Annotated in this window: 15 protein-coding genes, 1 other RNA gene and 1 pseudogene; 12 read left to right on the top strand and 5 right to left on the bottom strand. The window is 70.8% G+C overall.

Going from position 1 to position 14981, the window contains the following annotated elements; genetic code table 11:
- Positions 1-17 precede the first annotated feature (17 nt).
- The 8 genes and pseudogenes from ABD264_RS03355 to ABD264_RS03320 form a co-directional block, all read left to right on the top strand.
- Positions 18-1220 (top strand): annotated as a pseudogene (locus tag ABD264_RS03355) (TadA family conjugal transfer-associated ATPase); the annotation flags it as partial.
- Positions 1217-2074: a type II secretion system F family protein gene (locus ABD264_RS03350; protein ID WP_303104930.1), complete on the top strand. Its 858-nt coding sequence runs from the start codon at positions 1217-1219 to the stop codon at positions 2072-2074. The pseudogene ABD264_RS03355 and the gene ABD264_RS03350, both read left to right, overlap by 4 nt.
- Positions 2071-3015, top strand: a complete 945-nt coding sequence (locus tag ABD264_RS03345) for a type II secretion system F family protein (RefSeq protein WP_303104928.1) — start codon at positions 2071-2073, stop codon at positions 3013-3015. Before ABD264_RS03350 ends, ABD264_RS03345 begins: the two co-directional genes overlap by 4 nt.
- Positions 3016-3053: 38 nt before the next feature.
- Positions 3054-3278 (top strand): hypothetical protein, encoded by a 225-nt coding sequence (locus ABD264_RS03340; protein WP_144942152.1) that lies wholly within the window; start codon positions 3054-3056, stop codon positions 3276-3278.
- Positions 3279-3321: 43 nt separating this feature from the next.
- Entirely contained in the window at positions 3322-3690 is a 369-nt protein-coding gene (locus ABD264_RS03335) for a TadE family protein (RefSeq protein ID WP_244944688.1), read from the top strand.
- Positions 3668-4126 (top strand): hypothetical protein, encoded by a 459-nt coding sequence (locus ABD264_RS03330; protein ID WP_344204188.1) that lies wholly within the window; start codon positions 3668-3670, stop codon positions 4124-4126. The genes ABD264_RS03335 and ABD264_RS03330 overlap by 23 nt, the downstream gene beginning before the upstream one ends.
- Positions 4123-4638, top strand: a complete 516-nt coding sequence (locus ABD264_RS03325) for a pilus assembly protein TadG-related protein (RefSeq protein WP_244944686.1) — start codon at positions 4123-4125, stop codon at positions 4636-4638. Before ABD264_RS03330 ends, ABD264_RS03325 begins: the two co-directional genes overlap by 4 nt.
- 71 nt (positions 4639-4709) lie before the next feature.
- Entirely contained in the window at positions 4710-5174 is a 465-nt protein-coding gene (locus ABD264_RS03320; protein WP_144942154.1) for a DoxX family protein, read from the top strand.
- Between the two features lie 18 nt (positions 5175-5192).
- Here ABD264_RS03320 and ABD264_RS03315 read toward each other — a convergent pair whose 3' ends face one another.
- A complete protein-coding gene (locus ABD264_RS03315) occupies positions 5193-6365 on the bottom strand; it encodes a glucose-1-phosphate adenylyltransferase family protein (RefSeq protein WP_303104920.1) in 1173 nt (390 codons plus the stop codon).
- 85 nt (positions 6366-6450) lie between these two features.
- Between ABD264_RS03315 and prfB the strand changes: the two genes are divergently transcribed.
- Both prfB and smpB read left to right on the top strand, forming a co-directional pair.
- Positions 6451-7569 carry a peptide chain release factor 2 gene (gene prfB, locus ABD264_RS03310; RefSeq protein ID WP_055085474.1) on the top strand — a complete coding sequence of 373 codons (1119 nt, stop codon included), beginning with the start codon at positions 6451-6453 and terminating at the stop codon, positions 7567-7569.
- Positions 7570-7664: 95 nt separating this feature from the next.
- Positions 7665-8153 (top strand): SsrA-binding protein SmpB, encoded by a 489-nt coding sequence (smpB, locus tag ABD264_RS03305; RefSeq protein WP_055085472.1) that lies wholly within the window; start codon positions 7665-7667, stop codon positions 8151-8153.
- Between the two features lie 10 nt (positions 8154-8163).
- On the opposite strand, the gene ABD264_RS03300 is transcribed toward smpB, so the two are convergent.
- Positions 8164-9900 (bottom strand): ABC-F family ATP-binding cassette domain-containing protein, encoded by a 1737-nt coding sequence (locus tag ABD264_RS03300; RefSeq protein WP_344204179.1) that lies wholly within the window; start codon positions 9898-9900, stop codon positions 8164-8166.
- A 251-nt stretch (positions 9901-10151) separates the two neighbouring features.
- On the opposite strand from ABD264_RS03300, the gene ssrA reads away from it, so the two are divergent.
- Together ssrA and ABD264_RS03290 are read left to right on the top strand one after the other, a co-directional pair.
- Positions 10152-10519: a transfer-messenger RNA gene (ssrA, locus tag ABD264_RS03295) on the top strand.
- Positions 10520-10679: 160 nt separating this feature from the next.
- Positions 10680-11474 (top strand): DUF4190 domain-containing protein, encoded by a 795-nt coding sequence (locus ABD264_RS03290; RefSeq protein WP_344204176.1) that lies wholly within the window; start codon positions 10680-10682, stop codon positions 11472-11474.
- A 238-nt stretch (positions 11475-11712) separates the two neighbouring features.
- Here the strand turns inward: ABD264_RS03290 and hisN are convergent, their stop codons facing one another.
- Genes hisN through aroA form a run of 3 tightly spaced genes read right to left on the bottom strand, consistent with a single transcriptional unit; the run spans position 11713 to position 14974 of the window.
- Positions 11713-12513: a histidinol-phosphatase gene (gene hisN / locus ABD264_RS03285; RefSeq protein ID WP_144942162.1), complete on the bottom strand. Its 801-nt coding sequence runs from the start codon at positions 12511-12513 to the stop codon at positions 11713-11715.
- 4 nt (positions 12514-12517) lie between these two features.
- A complete protein-coding gene (gene rsgA, locus ABD264_RS03280; protein WP_144942164.1) occupies positions 12518-13633 on the bottom strand; it encodes a ribosome small subunit-dependent GTPase A in 1116 nt (371 codons plus the stop codon).
- 3 nt (positions 13634-13636) lie between these two features.
- Positions 13637-14974, bottom strand: coding sequence for a 3-phosphoshikimate 1-carboxyvinyltransferase (aroA, locus tag ABD264_RS03275; RefSeq protein ID WP_344204172.1), 1338 nt, complete (start codon positions 14972-14974; stop codon positions 13637-13639).
- Positions 14975-14981: the final 7 nt, after the last annotated feature.

The following is a 14981-nucleotide window of genomic DNA, read 5'->3' as shown; positions in this document are numbered from 1 at the left end:
CTAGCTCAGTCTTGACACCGGCCGAGGTGTACGTGGCACGCGGCGGGGAGTCCGAGCTGACGAGTCTCGTGCTGAGTGAGCCCCAGGTGCGCACCCTCGTGGAGCGGATGCTGAAGTCCTCCGGCCGGCGCCTGGACCTCAGCTCCCCGTTCGTGGACGCGTCCCTGCCGGACGGCTCCCGCCTGCACGTGGTCATCCCGGACGTCACCCGGACCCACTGGGCGGTGAACATCCGCAAGTTCGTGGCCCGGGCACGTCGGCTGCAGGACCTCGTGACACTCGGCTCGATGGCCGTCCAGGCGGCGGAGTTTCTGCACGCGGCGGTGGACTCCGGCCTGAACGTCCTGGTCTCGGGGGCCACGCAGGCGGGGAAGACCACCATGCTCAACTGTCTGTGCGCGGCCATCGGCCCGCGGGAGCGGGTGATCACCGTGGAGGAGGTCTTCGAGCTCAAGGTGGCGCTGCGCGACGTCGTCGGCATGCAGTGCCGGCAGGCCAACCTGGAGGGGACCGGCGAGATCCCGCTGCGGCGGCTGGTGAAGGAGGCGCTGCGGATGCGCCCGGACCGCCTGGTGGTGGGCGAGGTCCGGGAGGCCGAGAGCCTCGACATGCTGATCGCGCTGAACGCGGGTCTGCCAGGGATGTGCTCGATCCACGCGAACTCGGCACGGGACGCCGTCACCAAGATCTGCACCCTGCCGCTGCTCGCGGGCGAGAACATCAGCAGCGCGTTCGTGGTGCCCACCGTGGCCTCGTGCTTCGACATGGTGGTCCACTGCCACCGTGCCCCGGACGGGCACCGCTGCGTGGCCGAAATCCTGGGAGTCGGCAACCGGGTGGAGAACGGGGTGATCGAGACCTACCCCGTCTTCCAGCTGCGGGACGGCATCCTGCGAGCGGTCGCCTCCGAGGTGCCCGCGGCGCACAAGTTCGTGCGCGCCGGGTACTCGCCGGCGGTTCTCCTCCACGACGACGCCGCCCCGGGCCCCGGGGACGAGGGCACTTCGGAGCCGGTGTGGACTCTCGGCGGATCACTTCACGAGACGGGGGAAGGGTCCTCGGCCGGGGACGTCGCGGCAGTGAGCAGCGCGGGCGGCTCAGCTTCCGGCGCACGCCGCAACGGCGCCGGTCCACGCCGGGGCAGTTCCGGCCCGCGCGGCAACGGCACTGGTCCACGAGGTGACGCGTCGAGCGGGCGTGCGGGACGGGCCCCCCGGTGAGCGCGCTGCTCGGAGCCCTGCTCGGCACGGGAGTCTTCCTGGTGTGGTGGTCCTTCTGGACCCGGCGGCCTGCCCCGCGCACCCGACACGCGCGCACGGGCACGTTCCGCACCCTGATGGTCCAGGCGGACCTTCCCGGGGTCTCGCTCGCCGCGTTCGCGGGTCTCAGCGTCCTGCTCGCGTTGGTCGCGGGCGTCCTGGTGCTGGCGCTGACCTCCGCCGCAGTCTTCGGGCTCTGTGTCTTCCTGGTGTCCCTGTGCACTCCGCTCTGGTTCGTGCGCCGCCGCGCCCGTCGTCGCACCGCCGTGTTCCGTGAGGTGTGGCCGGACGTCGTGGACCACCTGCGCTCGGCGATCCGGGCGGGCATGGGGCTGCCGGAGGCGCTCATGCAGCTGCAGTACCGCGGCCCGGAACCGCTGCGGCCAGCCTTCGCGCGGTTCGCCGCCGACTACCGTGCGAGTGGTCAGCTGCACGGATCGCTCACGATGCTCAAGCAGCGCCTGGCCGATCCTGTGGCGGACAACATTGTGGAGGCCCTGCGGGTCACCCGCGAGGTGGGCGGCACGGATCTCGGCCGGCTGCTGGGGACGCTTTCGGAGTTCCTGCGCGAGAACGAGCGCACCCGCAGCGAGCTCGTGGCCCGTCAGTCCTGGACCGTCAACGCCGCCCGGCTCTCCGTGGCCGCCCCGTGGCTCATCCTCGCGCTGATGGCCACCCAACCCGCCGCGGTCCAGGCGTACAACACCGCTGCCGGTGCCGCCGTCCTCCTGGGTGGCCTCGCCGTGTCCGTGCTGGCCTACCAGCTGATGCTGCGCCTCGGCGCGCTGCCCACCGAACGGCGGGTGCTGCGATGAACGCCACCGTGGTCTCCGCCCTGCTCGGTGCGGTTCTGGCCCTGGGGCTGTGGCTCGTGCTGGTCGCCACCCGGGCGGTGGGCGCGCCGGGCTTCGCGGAGCGCATCGCACCCCAGCTGCGCGCCGCCGAGCTGGCGAACGGCTTGAGCGATCCCGCGTGGTCCTCCCGGCAGACCCGCGGCACGGCGCTGGCCGGTGCGGTCGGGGGCGCGGCCATGGAATGGCTCCTGCGGCGTGCCGCGCCCCTGTTCTCCAACGCGGACGTCCTGACCCGCCGGCTCGTGCGGGGCGGCTGCCGCAAGGACGTCATGGACTACCGGGCCGAGCAGGTGCTCTGCGCGGTGGCGGGCGCCGTGGCTGGCTGCGCCCTCGGTGTCGCCCTGGTGCTGCGGGAGGACGTGAACGTCGCGATCCTCGCCGTCGGGGCCGTGCTGGGTGCCGGGGTGGGCGTGTGGCTGCGCAACGACCTGCTCACCCGCAGCATCCGCGGCAGGGAGAAACGGATGCTTGCCGAGTTCCCCGCCGTGGCGGAGCTCATGGCGCTCGCGGTGGGTGCTGGGGAGAGCACCGTGGGTGCGCTCGAGAGGGTCTGCCGCGTGGCGGAGGGGGAGCTCGCGGGAGAGTTCCGGGCCGTCCTCGCCCAGACCCGGGCTGGCGCGGGGCTCACGACGGCGCTGCAGGACTTCTCGGCCCGCACGGACGTGGTTGCCCTCGGACGCTTCGTGGACGGCATCGTGGTGGCCATCGAGCGGGGCACTCCGCTCGCGGACGTGCTGCGCGCTCAGGCCCAGGACGTCCGCGACCACGACAAGCGCGTCCTGATGGAGATCGCGGGCAAGAAGGAGATCGCCATGCTCGTGCCCGTCGTGTTCTTCATCTTGCCCTTGAGCGTGGCGTTCGCGGTCTTCCCGGGCCTTGCGGTCCTCAACCTGGGGTTCTGAACCGCAGTCCCCGCCCCACTTCCACGAAGGAGAAACCCATGAAGCACCTGATCCGTCCGCTCGCCCTGCTGGGCTGGCTACTCACCACGGCGGTGCCCGCGCGGCTGCAAGCCGGGGAGGACGACGCCGACCGGGGAGACGTGCCCGGCTGGGTCATGCTCACCCTGATGTCCGCCGTGCTCGTGGCGGGGCTGCTGCTGATCGCACGCCCGGCGCTGGAGGGGCTGTTCCAGGATGCCATCAACAGGGTCTCCGGTCTCTGAGCCTCTCGCGCCCCGCCGCGCGGGCACGGGGGGAGCGCTGGCCGTGGACGAGGGCAGCGCCGTGGCGGAGTACGTCATGGTGCTGGCGCTCGCGAGCATCCTGTTCGGGATCATCCTCCAGGTGGGATTTGCCCTGCACGTGCGCAACACCCTGATCGACGCCGCCGCGACGGGTGCCCGGTACGCGAGCCTCGCGGACCGCACCGACGCTGACGGCGCCGAGCGCACCCGCGGGATCATCGCGGACACCGTGGGGGAGCGCTACGCGCAGGAGATCTCGGTGTCCCGGACCAGCGTGGGTGCGCTGCCCGCGGTGGAGATCCACGTCGTCGCCCCGCTGCCGGTGCTCGCAAGCCTCGGCCCTCCCGAGGGACTGGAGGTGAGCGGCCATGCGGTGGACATGGACTCCTGAGGCGAGGCAGGAACCGCTCGTGGACGACGACCCGGACCGGGGCAGCGCCATCGTGGAGTTCATCGGGCTCGGCCTGCTGCTGCTCATCCCCGTCATCTACCTGGTGGCCACCGTCGCCCGGGTGCAGGCGGCGTCCTTCGCGGTGGTCGCCGCGGCCGAGCAGGCGGGTCAGGCGATCTCCGTGCTGGAGGCGAAGGACGTGGACCGCACGGGCATCCACGACGTCGCCGCCGTGGCCGCGCAGGACCACGGCTTCGCCCCGCAGGACCTCACGGTCACGGTGGACTGCTCGGACGGCACGTGCGCCTCCCCGGGTGCGGTGGCGCGCGTCCACGCGAGCATCCGCGTGGGCCTGCCGGGCATGCCCGGATTCGCGACGGCCACGGTCGCGAACCTGTCGGCGGACGTCTCCGTGATCGCGGGGCGGTACTCGTGAGGCCGGTGCTGACGACGGCGGGGCGCGGGCGTTCCGGTCCGTTCACGCTGCTGCGCTCGCGATGGGCGGCGGAACCTGACGAGGACCCGGACGCGGGCCAGACCACCATCGTGCTGATCGGCTTCGCCCTCGTCTCGCTGCTGCTGGTGGTCACTGTCCTCGCGATCACGAGCGTGTACGTGGGCCAGCGGCAGCTGCAGTCTCTCGCGGACCGCGCGGCGGGTGCGGCGGCGGACACCTTCACCGACGTCGACCGCTCCGGCTCGGGTCCGCCCACGCCCATCCTCACGGACGAGGGCGTCTCCGGGGCCGCCACGAGCTACCTCGGAACCGTCGGCGCGTTCCACGACGTGAGCGGCCTGGCGGTGGGCGGGCCCACCGGCTCCACGGACGGGACGACGGCTCAGGTCTCGCTGACTGCTGTGGTCCACCCGCCTGTGGTCAACGTCGTCGTGCCCGCCGGTGTGCCCATCAGCGCCACCGGGGATGCCCGGGCCGTGATGCGTCGCTGAGGCATGACGCCGTGTGACACGGTGCCGAAACCCGTCCCGCGTCCGCCACCTCGGCCCCCGCCGAGCGCCCCGTGCGCCGCATCTGGCACTACCACGCGGTGGCCCCGGGCCTGCTCGTGCTGCGCGTGGTCCTGGGCAACACGTTTCTGATGCATGGCTGGCAAGATGTCCCGGAGTGGCGCTTCTCCGGCACCGCACAGAGCTTCGAGGGCATAGGCGTCCGCGCGTCCACCGCGTCCGCGGCCTTCGCGATCACCGTCGAACTGGTCGGCGGCATTGCGCTGATCCTCGGCGTGCTCACCCGCATTCCGGCCGCACTGCTGGCGCTGGACAGGGCAGCGGGCGTGGTCAGCGACTCCGGAGGTTTCGCGCCACCTGGCGTAATGCACCGTAGCGGCGGTACAGCCCGATCAGGGGGAGCACACCGCCCGCGCGGCGGACGGCCTGGTGGCGCACCGTGCGGAACAGCTCCCGCCGCAGCGCGGGACCGAGAGTGGCGCGGGATGGACGTCGCATGGCAGAGGCCTTTCGGGTGAGAGGACTGGGAGGACTTGTCAGTACTGTTCCCAGTTCCGGGGCAGTGCGGCGGAGGTGTCGAACGGCTCACGGTCCGCGACGGCACCGGATCGGTCGATCACCGTCACGTGCTGGGAGGATCCGCGCCGGGAGCCGCCGCTCACGTGTGCTCCGGTGTCCGCGACCACGTTCACCAGCTCCACGCCGGAGCCCACGTGCACACCGTCCAGCAGCACACAGTTGCGTACCACCGCACCGTGCTCCACCGTCACGTTCTGCCCGAGCACCGAGTGATCCACCGTACCGGCCACGTGCGAGCCGGGAGCCACCAGGGAACGGATGACCGCGGCGTCGTCGTCGACGAATGCGGGGAGCAGAGGGAGCTGTCCGCTCCAGACGGGCCAGGAGGGGTCGTCCAGGACCGCGCCGTCGCCGTCGAGCAGCTGCTGCTGGGCGGTCCAGAAGGACTGGACGGTGCCCAGGTCCATCCAGTACCCGCTGTGGCGGTGCTCCACCACCCTGTGGTGCTCCAGGACGTGGGGGATGAGGTCCTCGCCGTAGTCGCCGAGCTGGCCCAGCCGATCGTGCAGCGTCTCGAGCGAGTCCAGCAGCACGTCCGTGGTGAAGAGGAACATCTCCCCGGCCACCAGATGCCCCGAGGGTGCCTCGGGCTTGTACTCGAAGCCCGTGACCTCCCCGGACTCGGAGGTCTGGACCACGCTGTAGCGGGAGGGGTCCTCCGTGACCTCGGTGGTGACCATCGTGAGGTCAGCGCGCCGGCCCAGATGGGTGTCGACGACGTCCCTGAAGTCCACGGTGTAGAGGTGGTCCGCGGAGAGCACCAGCACGAGGTCCGGGGCCGCCTCCCGGATGACCGCGGCCTGCCGGAAGATGGAGTCCGAGTTGCCCGTGGCGAAGCCCTCCCCGTCCGCCCCCTCGTAGGGAGGCAGCACGTGCAGCCCGCCGTGGGAGCGGTCCAGGTCCCAGGGGCGGCCACCGGCCATGTAGAAGTTGAGGTCGTGGGGCAGGTACTGCTGCACCAGCCACACGTCCGTGATGTGCGAGTGCACCAGGTTGGACAGCGAGATGTCGATGAGGCGGTACGTGCCGCCCACCGAGAGGGCAGGTTTGACGGTGTGCTCCGTGAGTGCGCCCAGACGGGAGCCCTTGCCTCCCGCCAGGACGAGTGCGAGCACTGCAGGACGTTCCATCGACGGTCTCCTCGGTGAGCAGGCGGGGTGGATCCGAGCCTACCGGCTCCCGGGGTCCGCGGGCCATGACGTAAAGTGGTCTGCCATGGCCTCCATTGACTACGCTGCAGAAATCCGTGCCCTCCGCGCCACCTACGACTCCGTGGCGGCGGTCAGCGACGTCGAGTCCATGAAGACGCAGATCGCGGACCTCTCGGAGCAGGCGGCGGCCCCGGACCTCTGGGACAACCCGGAGGAGGCCCAGAAGGTCACGTCCCAGCTCTCCCACGCGCAGAGCAAGGTGGACCGGCTGAACAAGATCCACGGGCGCATCGACGACCTCGAGGTCATGGTGGAGCTCGCGGAGGACGAGGACGACCAGGAGACCCGGGACGCCTCGGCCGTGGAGCTTGAGTCCATCCGCAAGGCGCTGTCCGAGCTGGAGATCCAGACCCTGCTGGCCGGCGAGTACGACGAGCGCGAGGCCGTGGTCACCATCCGCTCCGGTGCCGGCGGCGTGGACGCCGCCGACTTCGCGGAGATTCTGATGCGCATGTACCTGCGCTGGGCCGAGCGCCACGGCTACCCCACCAAGGTGCTGGACACCTCCTACGCGGAGGAGGCCGGGCTGAAGTCCGCCACGTTCGAGGTCAAGGCCCCGTACGCGTTCGGCACGTTGTCCGTGGAGGCCGGCACCCACCGTCTGGTGCGCATCTCCCCGTTCGACAACCAGGGGCGGCGCCAGACCTCGTTCGCCGCGGTGGAGGTCATCCCGCTCATCGAGTCGGACGACACCGTGGAGATCCCCGAGACCGAGCTGAAGGTGGACGTGTTCCGCTCGTCCGGCCCCGGTGGGCAGTCCGTGAACACCACCGACTCCGCCGTGCGCATGACCCACATCCCCACGGGGATCGTGGTGTCGATGCAGAACGAGAAGTCGCAGATCCAGAACCGTGCGGCCGCGCTGCGCGTGCTGCAGTCCCGTCTGCTCCTGCAGCGCCAGGAGGAGGCGGACGCCAAGAAGAAGGAGATGGCGGGGGACGTGAAGGCGTCCTGGGGCGACCAGATGCGCTCGTACGTGCTGAACCCCTACCAGATGGTCAAGGACCTGCGCACCAACTACGAAGAGGGCAATCCCAGTTCCGTGTTCGACGGCGGGATCGACTCTTTCATCGACGAAGGCATTCGCTGGCGTGCAGGCGCGCGCCGCGACGACGAGAGCTGAGAGACTCTCACCGGCCGCGCGGCGTCGTCGGTCCCCGAGGGTGGGGGCCGTAGCGTGCACGGGGACCGGGGGAGCAGGGAGGAAAGAACAGGCCGATGGCCAAGAAGAACGCTGATGACGGCCGCCAGATCGTGGCCAACAACAAGAAGGCGCGCCACGACTACAACATCTACGACACCTATGAGGCCGGTCTGGCGCTCATGGGCACGGAGGTGAAGTCGCTGCGCATGGGGCGGGCGTCCCTGGTGGACGCGTTCTGCCAGTTCGACAACCGCGGTGAGCTGTGGCTCGAGCACGCCCACATCCCTGAGTACCTGCAGGGCTCGTGGACGAACCACTCCGCGCGGCGGCGGCGCAAGCTGCTGTTGCACCGCTCCGAGCTGGACAAGATCGCGGGCAAGACGCGCGAAGCCGGTTACACCATCATCCCGCTGTCCCTGTACTTCGTGCACGGCAAGCGCGTGAAGGTGGAGATCGCGGTGGCGCGCGGCAAGCGCGAGTACGACAAGCGCCAGACCCTGCGCGAGAAGCAGGACAACCGCGAGGCCCAGCGCGCCATGCGCTACCGCAACATGCGCGGCTGAGCCCTTCGACTCACGGCGTCCCGGCCGGTACCTCCAGTGCGAGGTGCCGGCCGGTCCAGTTCCTGCGCAACCAGCGGTCGTGGGAGGCCACGACCACGGTCCCCGGGTAGTTCGGCACCGCCGCCTCGAGCTGCGTGGCGAGCACGAGTGAGAAGTGGTTGGTGGGCTCGTCCAGCAACAACACGTGCGGCGGGTCCGCGAGCAGCACCGCCAGGGCGAGCCGACGCCGCTGACCCACGCTGAGCTCGCCGAGCCGACGGTTCTCGTCCCGCCCGGCCAGCAGACCGAACGTCCCGAGAGGAACGGTCTCCGCGCGATCCTCTCCCACGCGCTCATGGTAGATGTGGGCCGCCGTGCGCTCCGGGTCGGCGCCGGGCAGTGTGGCGTCCGGATCCAGTAACCCCACGCGTACGCCGGGTGCGACGTGCACGGAACCGCTCGTGGGTTCCAGTCGCCGGGCGAACAGGCTCAGCAGGGTGGATTTGCCCACGCCATTGGGACCCGTGATGAGCCACGACTCACCCGCGCTCACGGTCAGGGACGCGGGTGCCATCCGTCCCGCGACCTCGGCCGCGGAGGCGGTCAGTACCGGACCCGTGCGGTGCAGTGCGGCTTCCGATCCGGACAAACCCGCGGTGAGTCCCTGGAAGAACAGCTCCCGGGGTGGCTTGCGCACCTGCTCCTCCTCGAGCGTGGCGAGGCGCGTGCGGGTGTCGTTGACCCGGCGCGAGATCACGGTCGCGTTGCGGTCCGCGTAGAACTTCGCGGCCATCCGTGTCTCGGAGCGTGGGGTCCAGTTCGCGTGGCCCACGCTCTGCTGCTCCCTGACCGCGGCCCGCAACTCCTTCAGCTGCGCCTGCTCGTCCCGGTACGTGCGTTCCCAGCGCTCGCGGGCATCCATGCGGGCAAGCACGTACTGGGAATAGGTGCCGCCGAAGCGGGTCACGCCGATGCCCGTCCCGGTGCCGTCACCCACCAGATCCGAGGTGACGGCATGCGGTCGGGGTGCGGGGTCCAGGTCCACGAGCGAGGTTACGGCGGTGTCCAGAAATGCGCGGTCGTGGCTCGCCAGCAGCACCGGTCCGTGCCACGACCGCAGGGCCTCGCGCAGGAAGTCCGTGGCGGCGTCGTCCAGGTGGTTCGTGGGTTCGTCGAGCAGCAGCACGTCCGGGGTGGAGACCAGCAGCCAGGCCAGGGACAGTTGTGGGCGCTGTCCGCCGGACAGGGCACGCGTGGGCCGGTCGCGATTCACGCCTCCCAGGCCGAGCCCGTCCAGGGTGACGTCGATGCGGGTGTCCAGGTCCCACGCGCCGATCCGTTCGGCAGTGTCCAGGGCGGCGGCGTACGCGGTGGCGGCACCCTCGTCCTCCTGGGCGCGGGCGAGAGCGTCAGCTGTGCGGTCGACGGCGGATGCTGCGTGCCGCACGGTCCGCACCGCCGACTCCACGGCCCGGGCCACGGTGTCGTGCGGCGCGAAGGGGGGGGGTACTTGGTGCAGCAGGCCCACGCGCAGCGGATCGCCGGGTCCGACGGTGAGGACCTCACCGGCGTCGGGCTCGCCCAGGCCCGCCATGATGCGCAGCAGGGTGCTTTTGCCGGAACCGTTCCCTCCGATCAGACCCGTGGGGTCACCCACAGCCACGGAGAAGCTGATGTCCGTGAGCACCCGGTGGGAGCCGAAGGAGGCGGAGACGCCGGAAACGCGGATGTGCGCGGCCGTATTAGGGGAATGCGGGGGATGAGCCATGGGTGTCCTCGGATAGCCGGGATCCCCGCCGGGCAGCGGCCACGGGCGCGGGGAGGTCGAATGGCTCATCGGGACATGACCACACGGTAGGCCACGGTGGGCGAGCGGGCAAGGGCCGCACGGGACACCTTCCCCCGTCCGATCCGGGCGGCCTGTTGACGTGTGGTCAGGGGCGGGCGTATTCTTGTGTGTCCACGAGGTTCTCCGGTACTGGTACCGGGCGCACGTGGTGCTCATTGAAAAATGAATACGGGGATGATCGGTTTCGACGATGTGAGTTGAGACAGGGGAAGCGGGTCGAGGACACAGAGTTATCTCGTAAACGCTCTCTGTAAAAATATAAGTGCCAAATCCAAGCGCACTGACTTCGCTCTCGCTGCGTAAGTAGCGACAGCAGTCTGTCAGCCCAGGTACACCTTCGACCTGGAATCTGACATCAGCTAGAAGGTCACTGCTCTGGACGTACGTCACGGACGTCCAGAGGACTTCTACGTGACTGAGTCCGGCGGCCACTCGTGTGCGAGATGGCCGGGACTGAGAAACCTGCAAGCACACTGCACCCGGAGAAGCCCTGACAAAGCTGCATCGGACGGGGGTTCAATTCCCCCCATCTCCACTGGAACGGCCTGGGCCGCGACGTCGTGAACACGACCTCGCGACCCAGGCTTTTTTCGTGCGCCCGCCCCGCTGCATGCGTGCAGCGAACCCGCGGGCGCAGAGCCCCGTGTGAAAGACTGGAGTCCGCAACGGACCACCACCACCGAAAGGCAGGCGCCTCCATGAGCGAACGTCCCTCCGAGCAGTCCGGCTCCTCGTCGGCCTCCGACCGCGAGCAGCCCCGGTACGGGCAGTACTCCGAGAACCGCCCCCAGACCCCGGGGCAGGCCCAGCCCGAGTACGGCCAGTACGGGGACCACGCCACAACCGGTCAGTACGGGGACGCCGGCCACCAGGGTGCGGACCGCTCCAGCTACCGGGGCGGCTACGGCGAGCCCGCCGGGCCCCAGCAGGGCTACTCGCAGAACGGCTACGGCGAGCACAGCACCCAGCAGGGATACGGCAACCAGGGGTACGGCAACGAGGGCTACGGCGTCCAGTCCGGCACGGGCGAGCAGGACTACTCGGGCCAGAGCTACGGGAACCAGACCGGCGGCGGGTACCCCACGCACTACCAGAACGACTACTCGCAGCAGTCCTACGGACAGGGCTACAACGGCTACCAGCAGGGCCCGGTGCCAGGCAAGGGCCTGGCGATCGCGTCCCTCGTGCTGGGAATCCTCGGCATCCTGACCTTCTGGTTCTTCGGACTCGGCGGCCTGCTGGGCCTGGTGGGCCTGGTGCTGGGCATCATCGGCCTGGTCAAGATCCGCAAGTCCCGCCGTGACTCCCCGGCCCTGGCCATCGTGGGCATCGTGCTCTCGGCCCTCGCGCTGATCGGCGGGGCGTTCATGGCCGCCATCTTCGTGTGGGTCATGGGCTCCATGGGTGACTGCATGCAGTACGCCCAGCAGCAGGACCAGGCCCAGATGGAGCAGTGCATCAACGAGAACTTGAGCACCTCGATCGACTCCTGACGGGGTCCCTGGCGGGGCCGGTCACGGTCCACGCCGTTGCTCCCGGTACGACGACGCCCGGCACAGCTGTTCGCAGCGGTGCCGGGCGTCGTCGTGTCCGGGTCTTCGTACCCGGCTCTCCGTGTCCGGGTTCTTCTCGCCATGCCCTTCGCGCCTGCCCGTTCGTGCCTGGCTGTGACGCACGCGCTCCGGGGCGCGTGCGGGAATCGACCGGAGCGTGAGGGCGGCCGCTCCCGGCTCAGGACTCGCGGGTGCCGAGGGCGTCCAGAGCGGCGTCGTGCAGGAGGCCGTTCGTGGCCAGGGCGTTGCCCCCGAAGGGGCCGTCCTCCCCGGCGAGGGACGTGAACCGCCCGCCGGCCTCGGTCACGATCGGCACGAGCGCGGCCATGTCGTAGAGGTTCAGCTCGGGTTCGCACGCGATGTCCACCGCGCCCTCCGCCACGAGGCAGTAGGACCAGAAGTCACCGTAGGCACGGGTGCGCCACACGGTGTCCGTGAGATCCAGGAAGCGGTCGCGCACGCCGAGGTCCCGCCAGCCGCCGAGCGAGGAGTAGGACAGGGAGGCGTCCTGGAGCGTGGACACCGAGGACACGTGCAGGCGCTGGGCCTGGGAGAGGGAGCGGCCGGTGAACGCGCCGGAGCCCTTGGCTGCCCACCAGCGGCGGTTCAGGGCGGGTGCGGAGACCACGCCCAGCACCACCTCGCCGTCCTCCACGAGGCCGATGAGCGTGGCCCACACGGGCACGCCGCGGACGTAGTTCTTGGTGCCGTCGATCGGATCCACGACCCACTGCCGGCCTCCGGAGCCCGTGGTGCCGAACTCCTCGCCGATCACGGCGTCACGGTTGCGGATGCGTCCCAGCTGCGAGCGGATGATCTGCTCCGCCTCCCGGTCCGCGTCCGTCACGGGCGTGAGATCCGGTTTGGTCTCCACCGTGAGGTCCTGGGACTTGAAGCGCTTCATGGTCAGGCCGTCCACGGAGTCCGCCAGGATGTGGGCCAGGCGCAGGTCGTCCGTGTGGTTGCTGGGTGCTCGCATGTCCCTACGTTATCGCTTGTCCGAGCCGCTTTTCGCTGTCGCCCCGCTGTGTCTCCCCGCGCGACGCCGCCAGCAGGCGCCGCAGGGACTCGAGCCTTCCGGGGGCGGCGGGTGAGGCCTCCGGCCGGTGCACCCACGCATCGAGCGCGCAGCCGGGGGAGTCCTCCGTGTGCAGGCACCCGCGGGGGCAGTCCGCGGTGGCGGGGACCAGATCCGTGAACGCGTTGAGGAGGTCCTCCTCCGCCACGTGCGCGAGTCCGAGCGAGCGGATGCCGGGGGTGTCCACCACCCACGTGCCGGGGCGGGTGCCCGGGACGGTCAGGGCCAGCGCGGAGGAGGACGTGTGCCGCCCGCGGCCGGTGACGTCGTTGACGCCGCCGGTGGCGCGCTGAGAACCGGTGAGCGCGTTGACGAGCGTGGACTTCCCCACGCCGGAGGGCCCCAAGAACACGCTCACGTGCCCGTCCAGGACGGCGCGCAGCCTGTCGAGGGACTCGGGGGAGACCTCCAGCGAGGTGTCGTGCAGACCGGCCTCGGGGCGCTGACCGCGTTCCGTGGCGCGCTGCGTGGTCACCGTGAGGACGTCGAGGTCCTCGAAGTGCTCGAGGAACTCCGCGGGATCCTGGAGGTCCGTCTTGGTCATGCACACGACGGGGGTGATGCCGGCGTCCCAGGCGGCCACGAGCCCGCGGTCCACGAATCCGGTGCGAGGCGTGGGGGAGGCGGCGGCGAGGACGAGCACCAGACGGTCCGCGTTGGCCACGATCACCCGCTCCACCGGGTCGGTGTCGTCCGCGCTGCGTCGCAGCACCGTGGAACGGGGCTCGATCCGCACGATCCTGGCCAGGGTGTCAGCCTCCCCGGAGACGTCTCCGACCACTCCCACACGGTCCCCGGGCACGATGGGCTGACGCCGCAGCTCCTTGGCCCGGACGCACAGCACGGTGCGCGGGGTCGGGCCGTCCTCGTCCACCACGCACGTGTACCGGCCGCGGTCGACGGCGACGACACGTGCGATCACGGCGTCGTCGTGCGCCGGGCGCTGCTTGGTGCGGGGACGCGAGCCCCGCTTGTTGGCCCTGACGCGGACGTCCGACTCGTCCCAGCTCCTGCCCGCCACCGTTCAGGCCTGCGAGCCGAGCATCCGGGCCCACATCACCGGGAAGTCCGGCAGGGTCTTCGACGTGGTGGCGATGTCCTCGACCTCGATGCCCGGGACACGCAGCCCCAGGATCGCCCCGGCGGTGGCCATGCGGTGGTCGTGGTAGCTGTGGAAGACGCCGCCGTGCAGGGGCGCGGGGGTGATGACCAGCCCGTCCTGCGTCTCCTGCACGTTGCCGCCCAGCGCGTTGAGCTCCGCGCTCAGTGCGGCGAGCCGGTCGGTCTCGTGGCCGCGCAGGTGGGCGATGCCGCGCAGCCGGGACGGCGTGGTGGCCAGCGCGCACAGCGCGGCCACCGTGGGTGCCAGTTCGCCGGCCTCGGAGAGGTCCAGGTCCACGCCGCTGATCTGCTGCGGTCCGCTCACCGTGAAGGTGGTGCCGTCCAGCTGAGTCTGCGCGCCGAACCGGGGAAGGATCTGCCGCCAGTGGTCGCCGCCCTGGGTGGTCTGCCCAGGCCAGTCAGGAATGCTGACCGTGCCGCCGGTCACCACGGCGGCCGCCAGAAAGGGGCCCGCGTTGGAGAGGTCCGGTTCCACGGTGACGTCCATCCCGGCAATCGCTCCGGGGGTCACCCGCCACTCGGCGGGACCAGTGCGCTCGGCGTCCGCGCCGGCCTCGCGCAGCACCGCCACGGTCATGTCCACGTGCGGCAGGGAGGGCACGCCCCCCGAGCCCTCGTGGCGCAGGACGAGGGGGGCGTCGAAGGCAACGGCCGCCAGCAGCAGGGCGGAGACGAACTGGGACGACCCGCTCGCGTCGATCGACACGGTTCCCCCGGCCACGGCTCCGGTTCCGAGGACGCGCAAGGGCAGCGTGCCCCGGCCGTCGTCCTCGACGCCCACTCCGAGCTCGCGCAGCCCCGCGACCACGGGACCCATGGGGCGGACGCGGGCTCCGGCGTCGCCGTCGAAGTCCACGGCCCCGTCACGCAGTGCTGCCAGCGGCGGGACGAAGCGCATGACCGTGCCGGCGAGACCGCAGTCCACCGCCACGGGCTCCTCGAGCGCGCGGCCCACCGGCATGGGGGTGACGCGCAGATCCGGGCCGAAGGGGCCGGGATCGGGGAGGGGGGTGACCACCGCGCCCAGCTGCTCGAGCGCGGCCACCATCAGGGCGCTGTCACGCGAGTGCAACGGCTTGCGCAGCACCGAGGGCCCGGAGGCCAGCGCCGCGAGCACCAGGTACCTGTTGGTCAGGGACTTGGACCCGGGGATCGCCACCGTGGCGGAGACGGGAGTGTCTCGCCAGGGTGCGGGCCAGTGCGGGCCTGGGGACTGCGGCAAGCCGTTGCTCGGCGTCACGTGGGTA

The organism is Kocuria salsicia (assembly GCF_039532055.1).
In the GTDB taxonomy this organism is placed as follows: Bacteria; Actinomycetota; Actinomycetes; order Actinomycetales; family Micrococcaceae; genus Kocuria; species Kocuria salsicia.
The sequence above is the reverse complement of the archived record's forward strand: the minus strand, read 5'-3'. Positions and strand labels throughout refer to the sequence as shown.

Coding starts and splice junctions, on each gene's coding strand:
- ABD264_RS03315 (WP_303104920.1), bottom strand. CDS start 6,365: ATGGAACGTCCTGCAGTGCTCGCACTCGTCCTGGCGGGAGGCAAGGGC.
- smpB (WP_055085472.1), top strand. CDS start 7,665: ATGGCCAAGAAGAACGCTGATGACGGCCGCCAGATCGTGGCCAACAAC.
- ABD264_RS03340 (WP_144942152.1), top strand. CDS start 3,054: ATGAAGCACCTGATCCGTCCGCTCGCCCTGCTGGGCTGGCTACTCACC.
- hisN (WP_144942162.1), bottom strand. CDS start 12,513: ATGCGAGCACCCAGCAACCACACGGACGACCTGCGCCTGGCCCACATC.
- ABD264_RS03300 (WP_344204179.1), bottom strand. CDS start 9,900: ATGGCTCATCCCCCGCATTCCCCTAATACGGCCGCGCACATCCGCGTT.
- ABD264_RS03345 (WP_303104928.1), top strand. CDS start 2,071: ATGAACGCCACCGTGGTCTCCGCCCTGCTCGGTGCGGTTCTGGCCCTG.
- ABD264_RS03330 (WP_344204188.1), top strand. CDS start 3,668: ATGCGGTGGACATGGACTCCTGAGGCGAGGCAGGAACCGCTCGTGGAC.
- prfB (WP_055085474.1), top strand. CDS start 6,451: ATGGCCTCCATTGACTACGCTGCAGAAATCCGTGCCCTCCGCGCCACC.
- ABD264_RS03290 (WP_344204176.1), top strand. CDS start 10,680: ATGAGCGAACGTCCCTCCGAGCAGTCCGGCTCCTCGTCGGCCTCCGAC.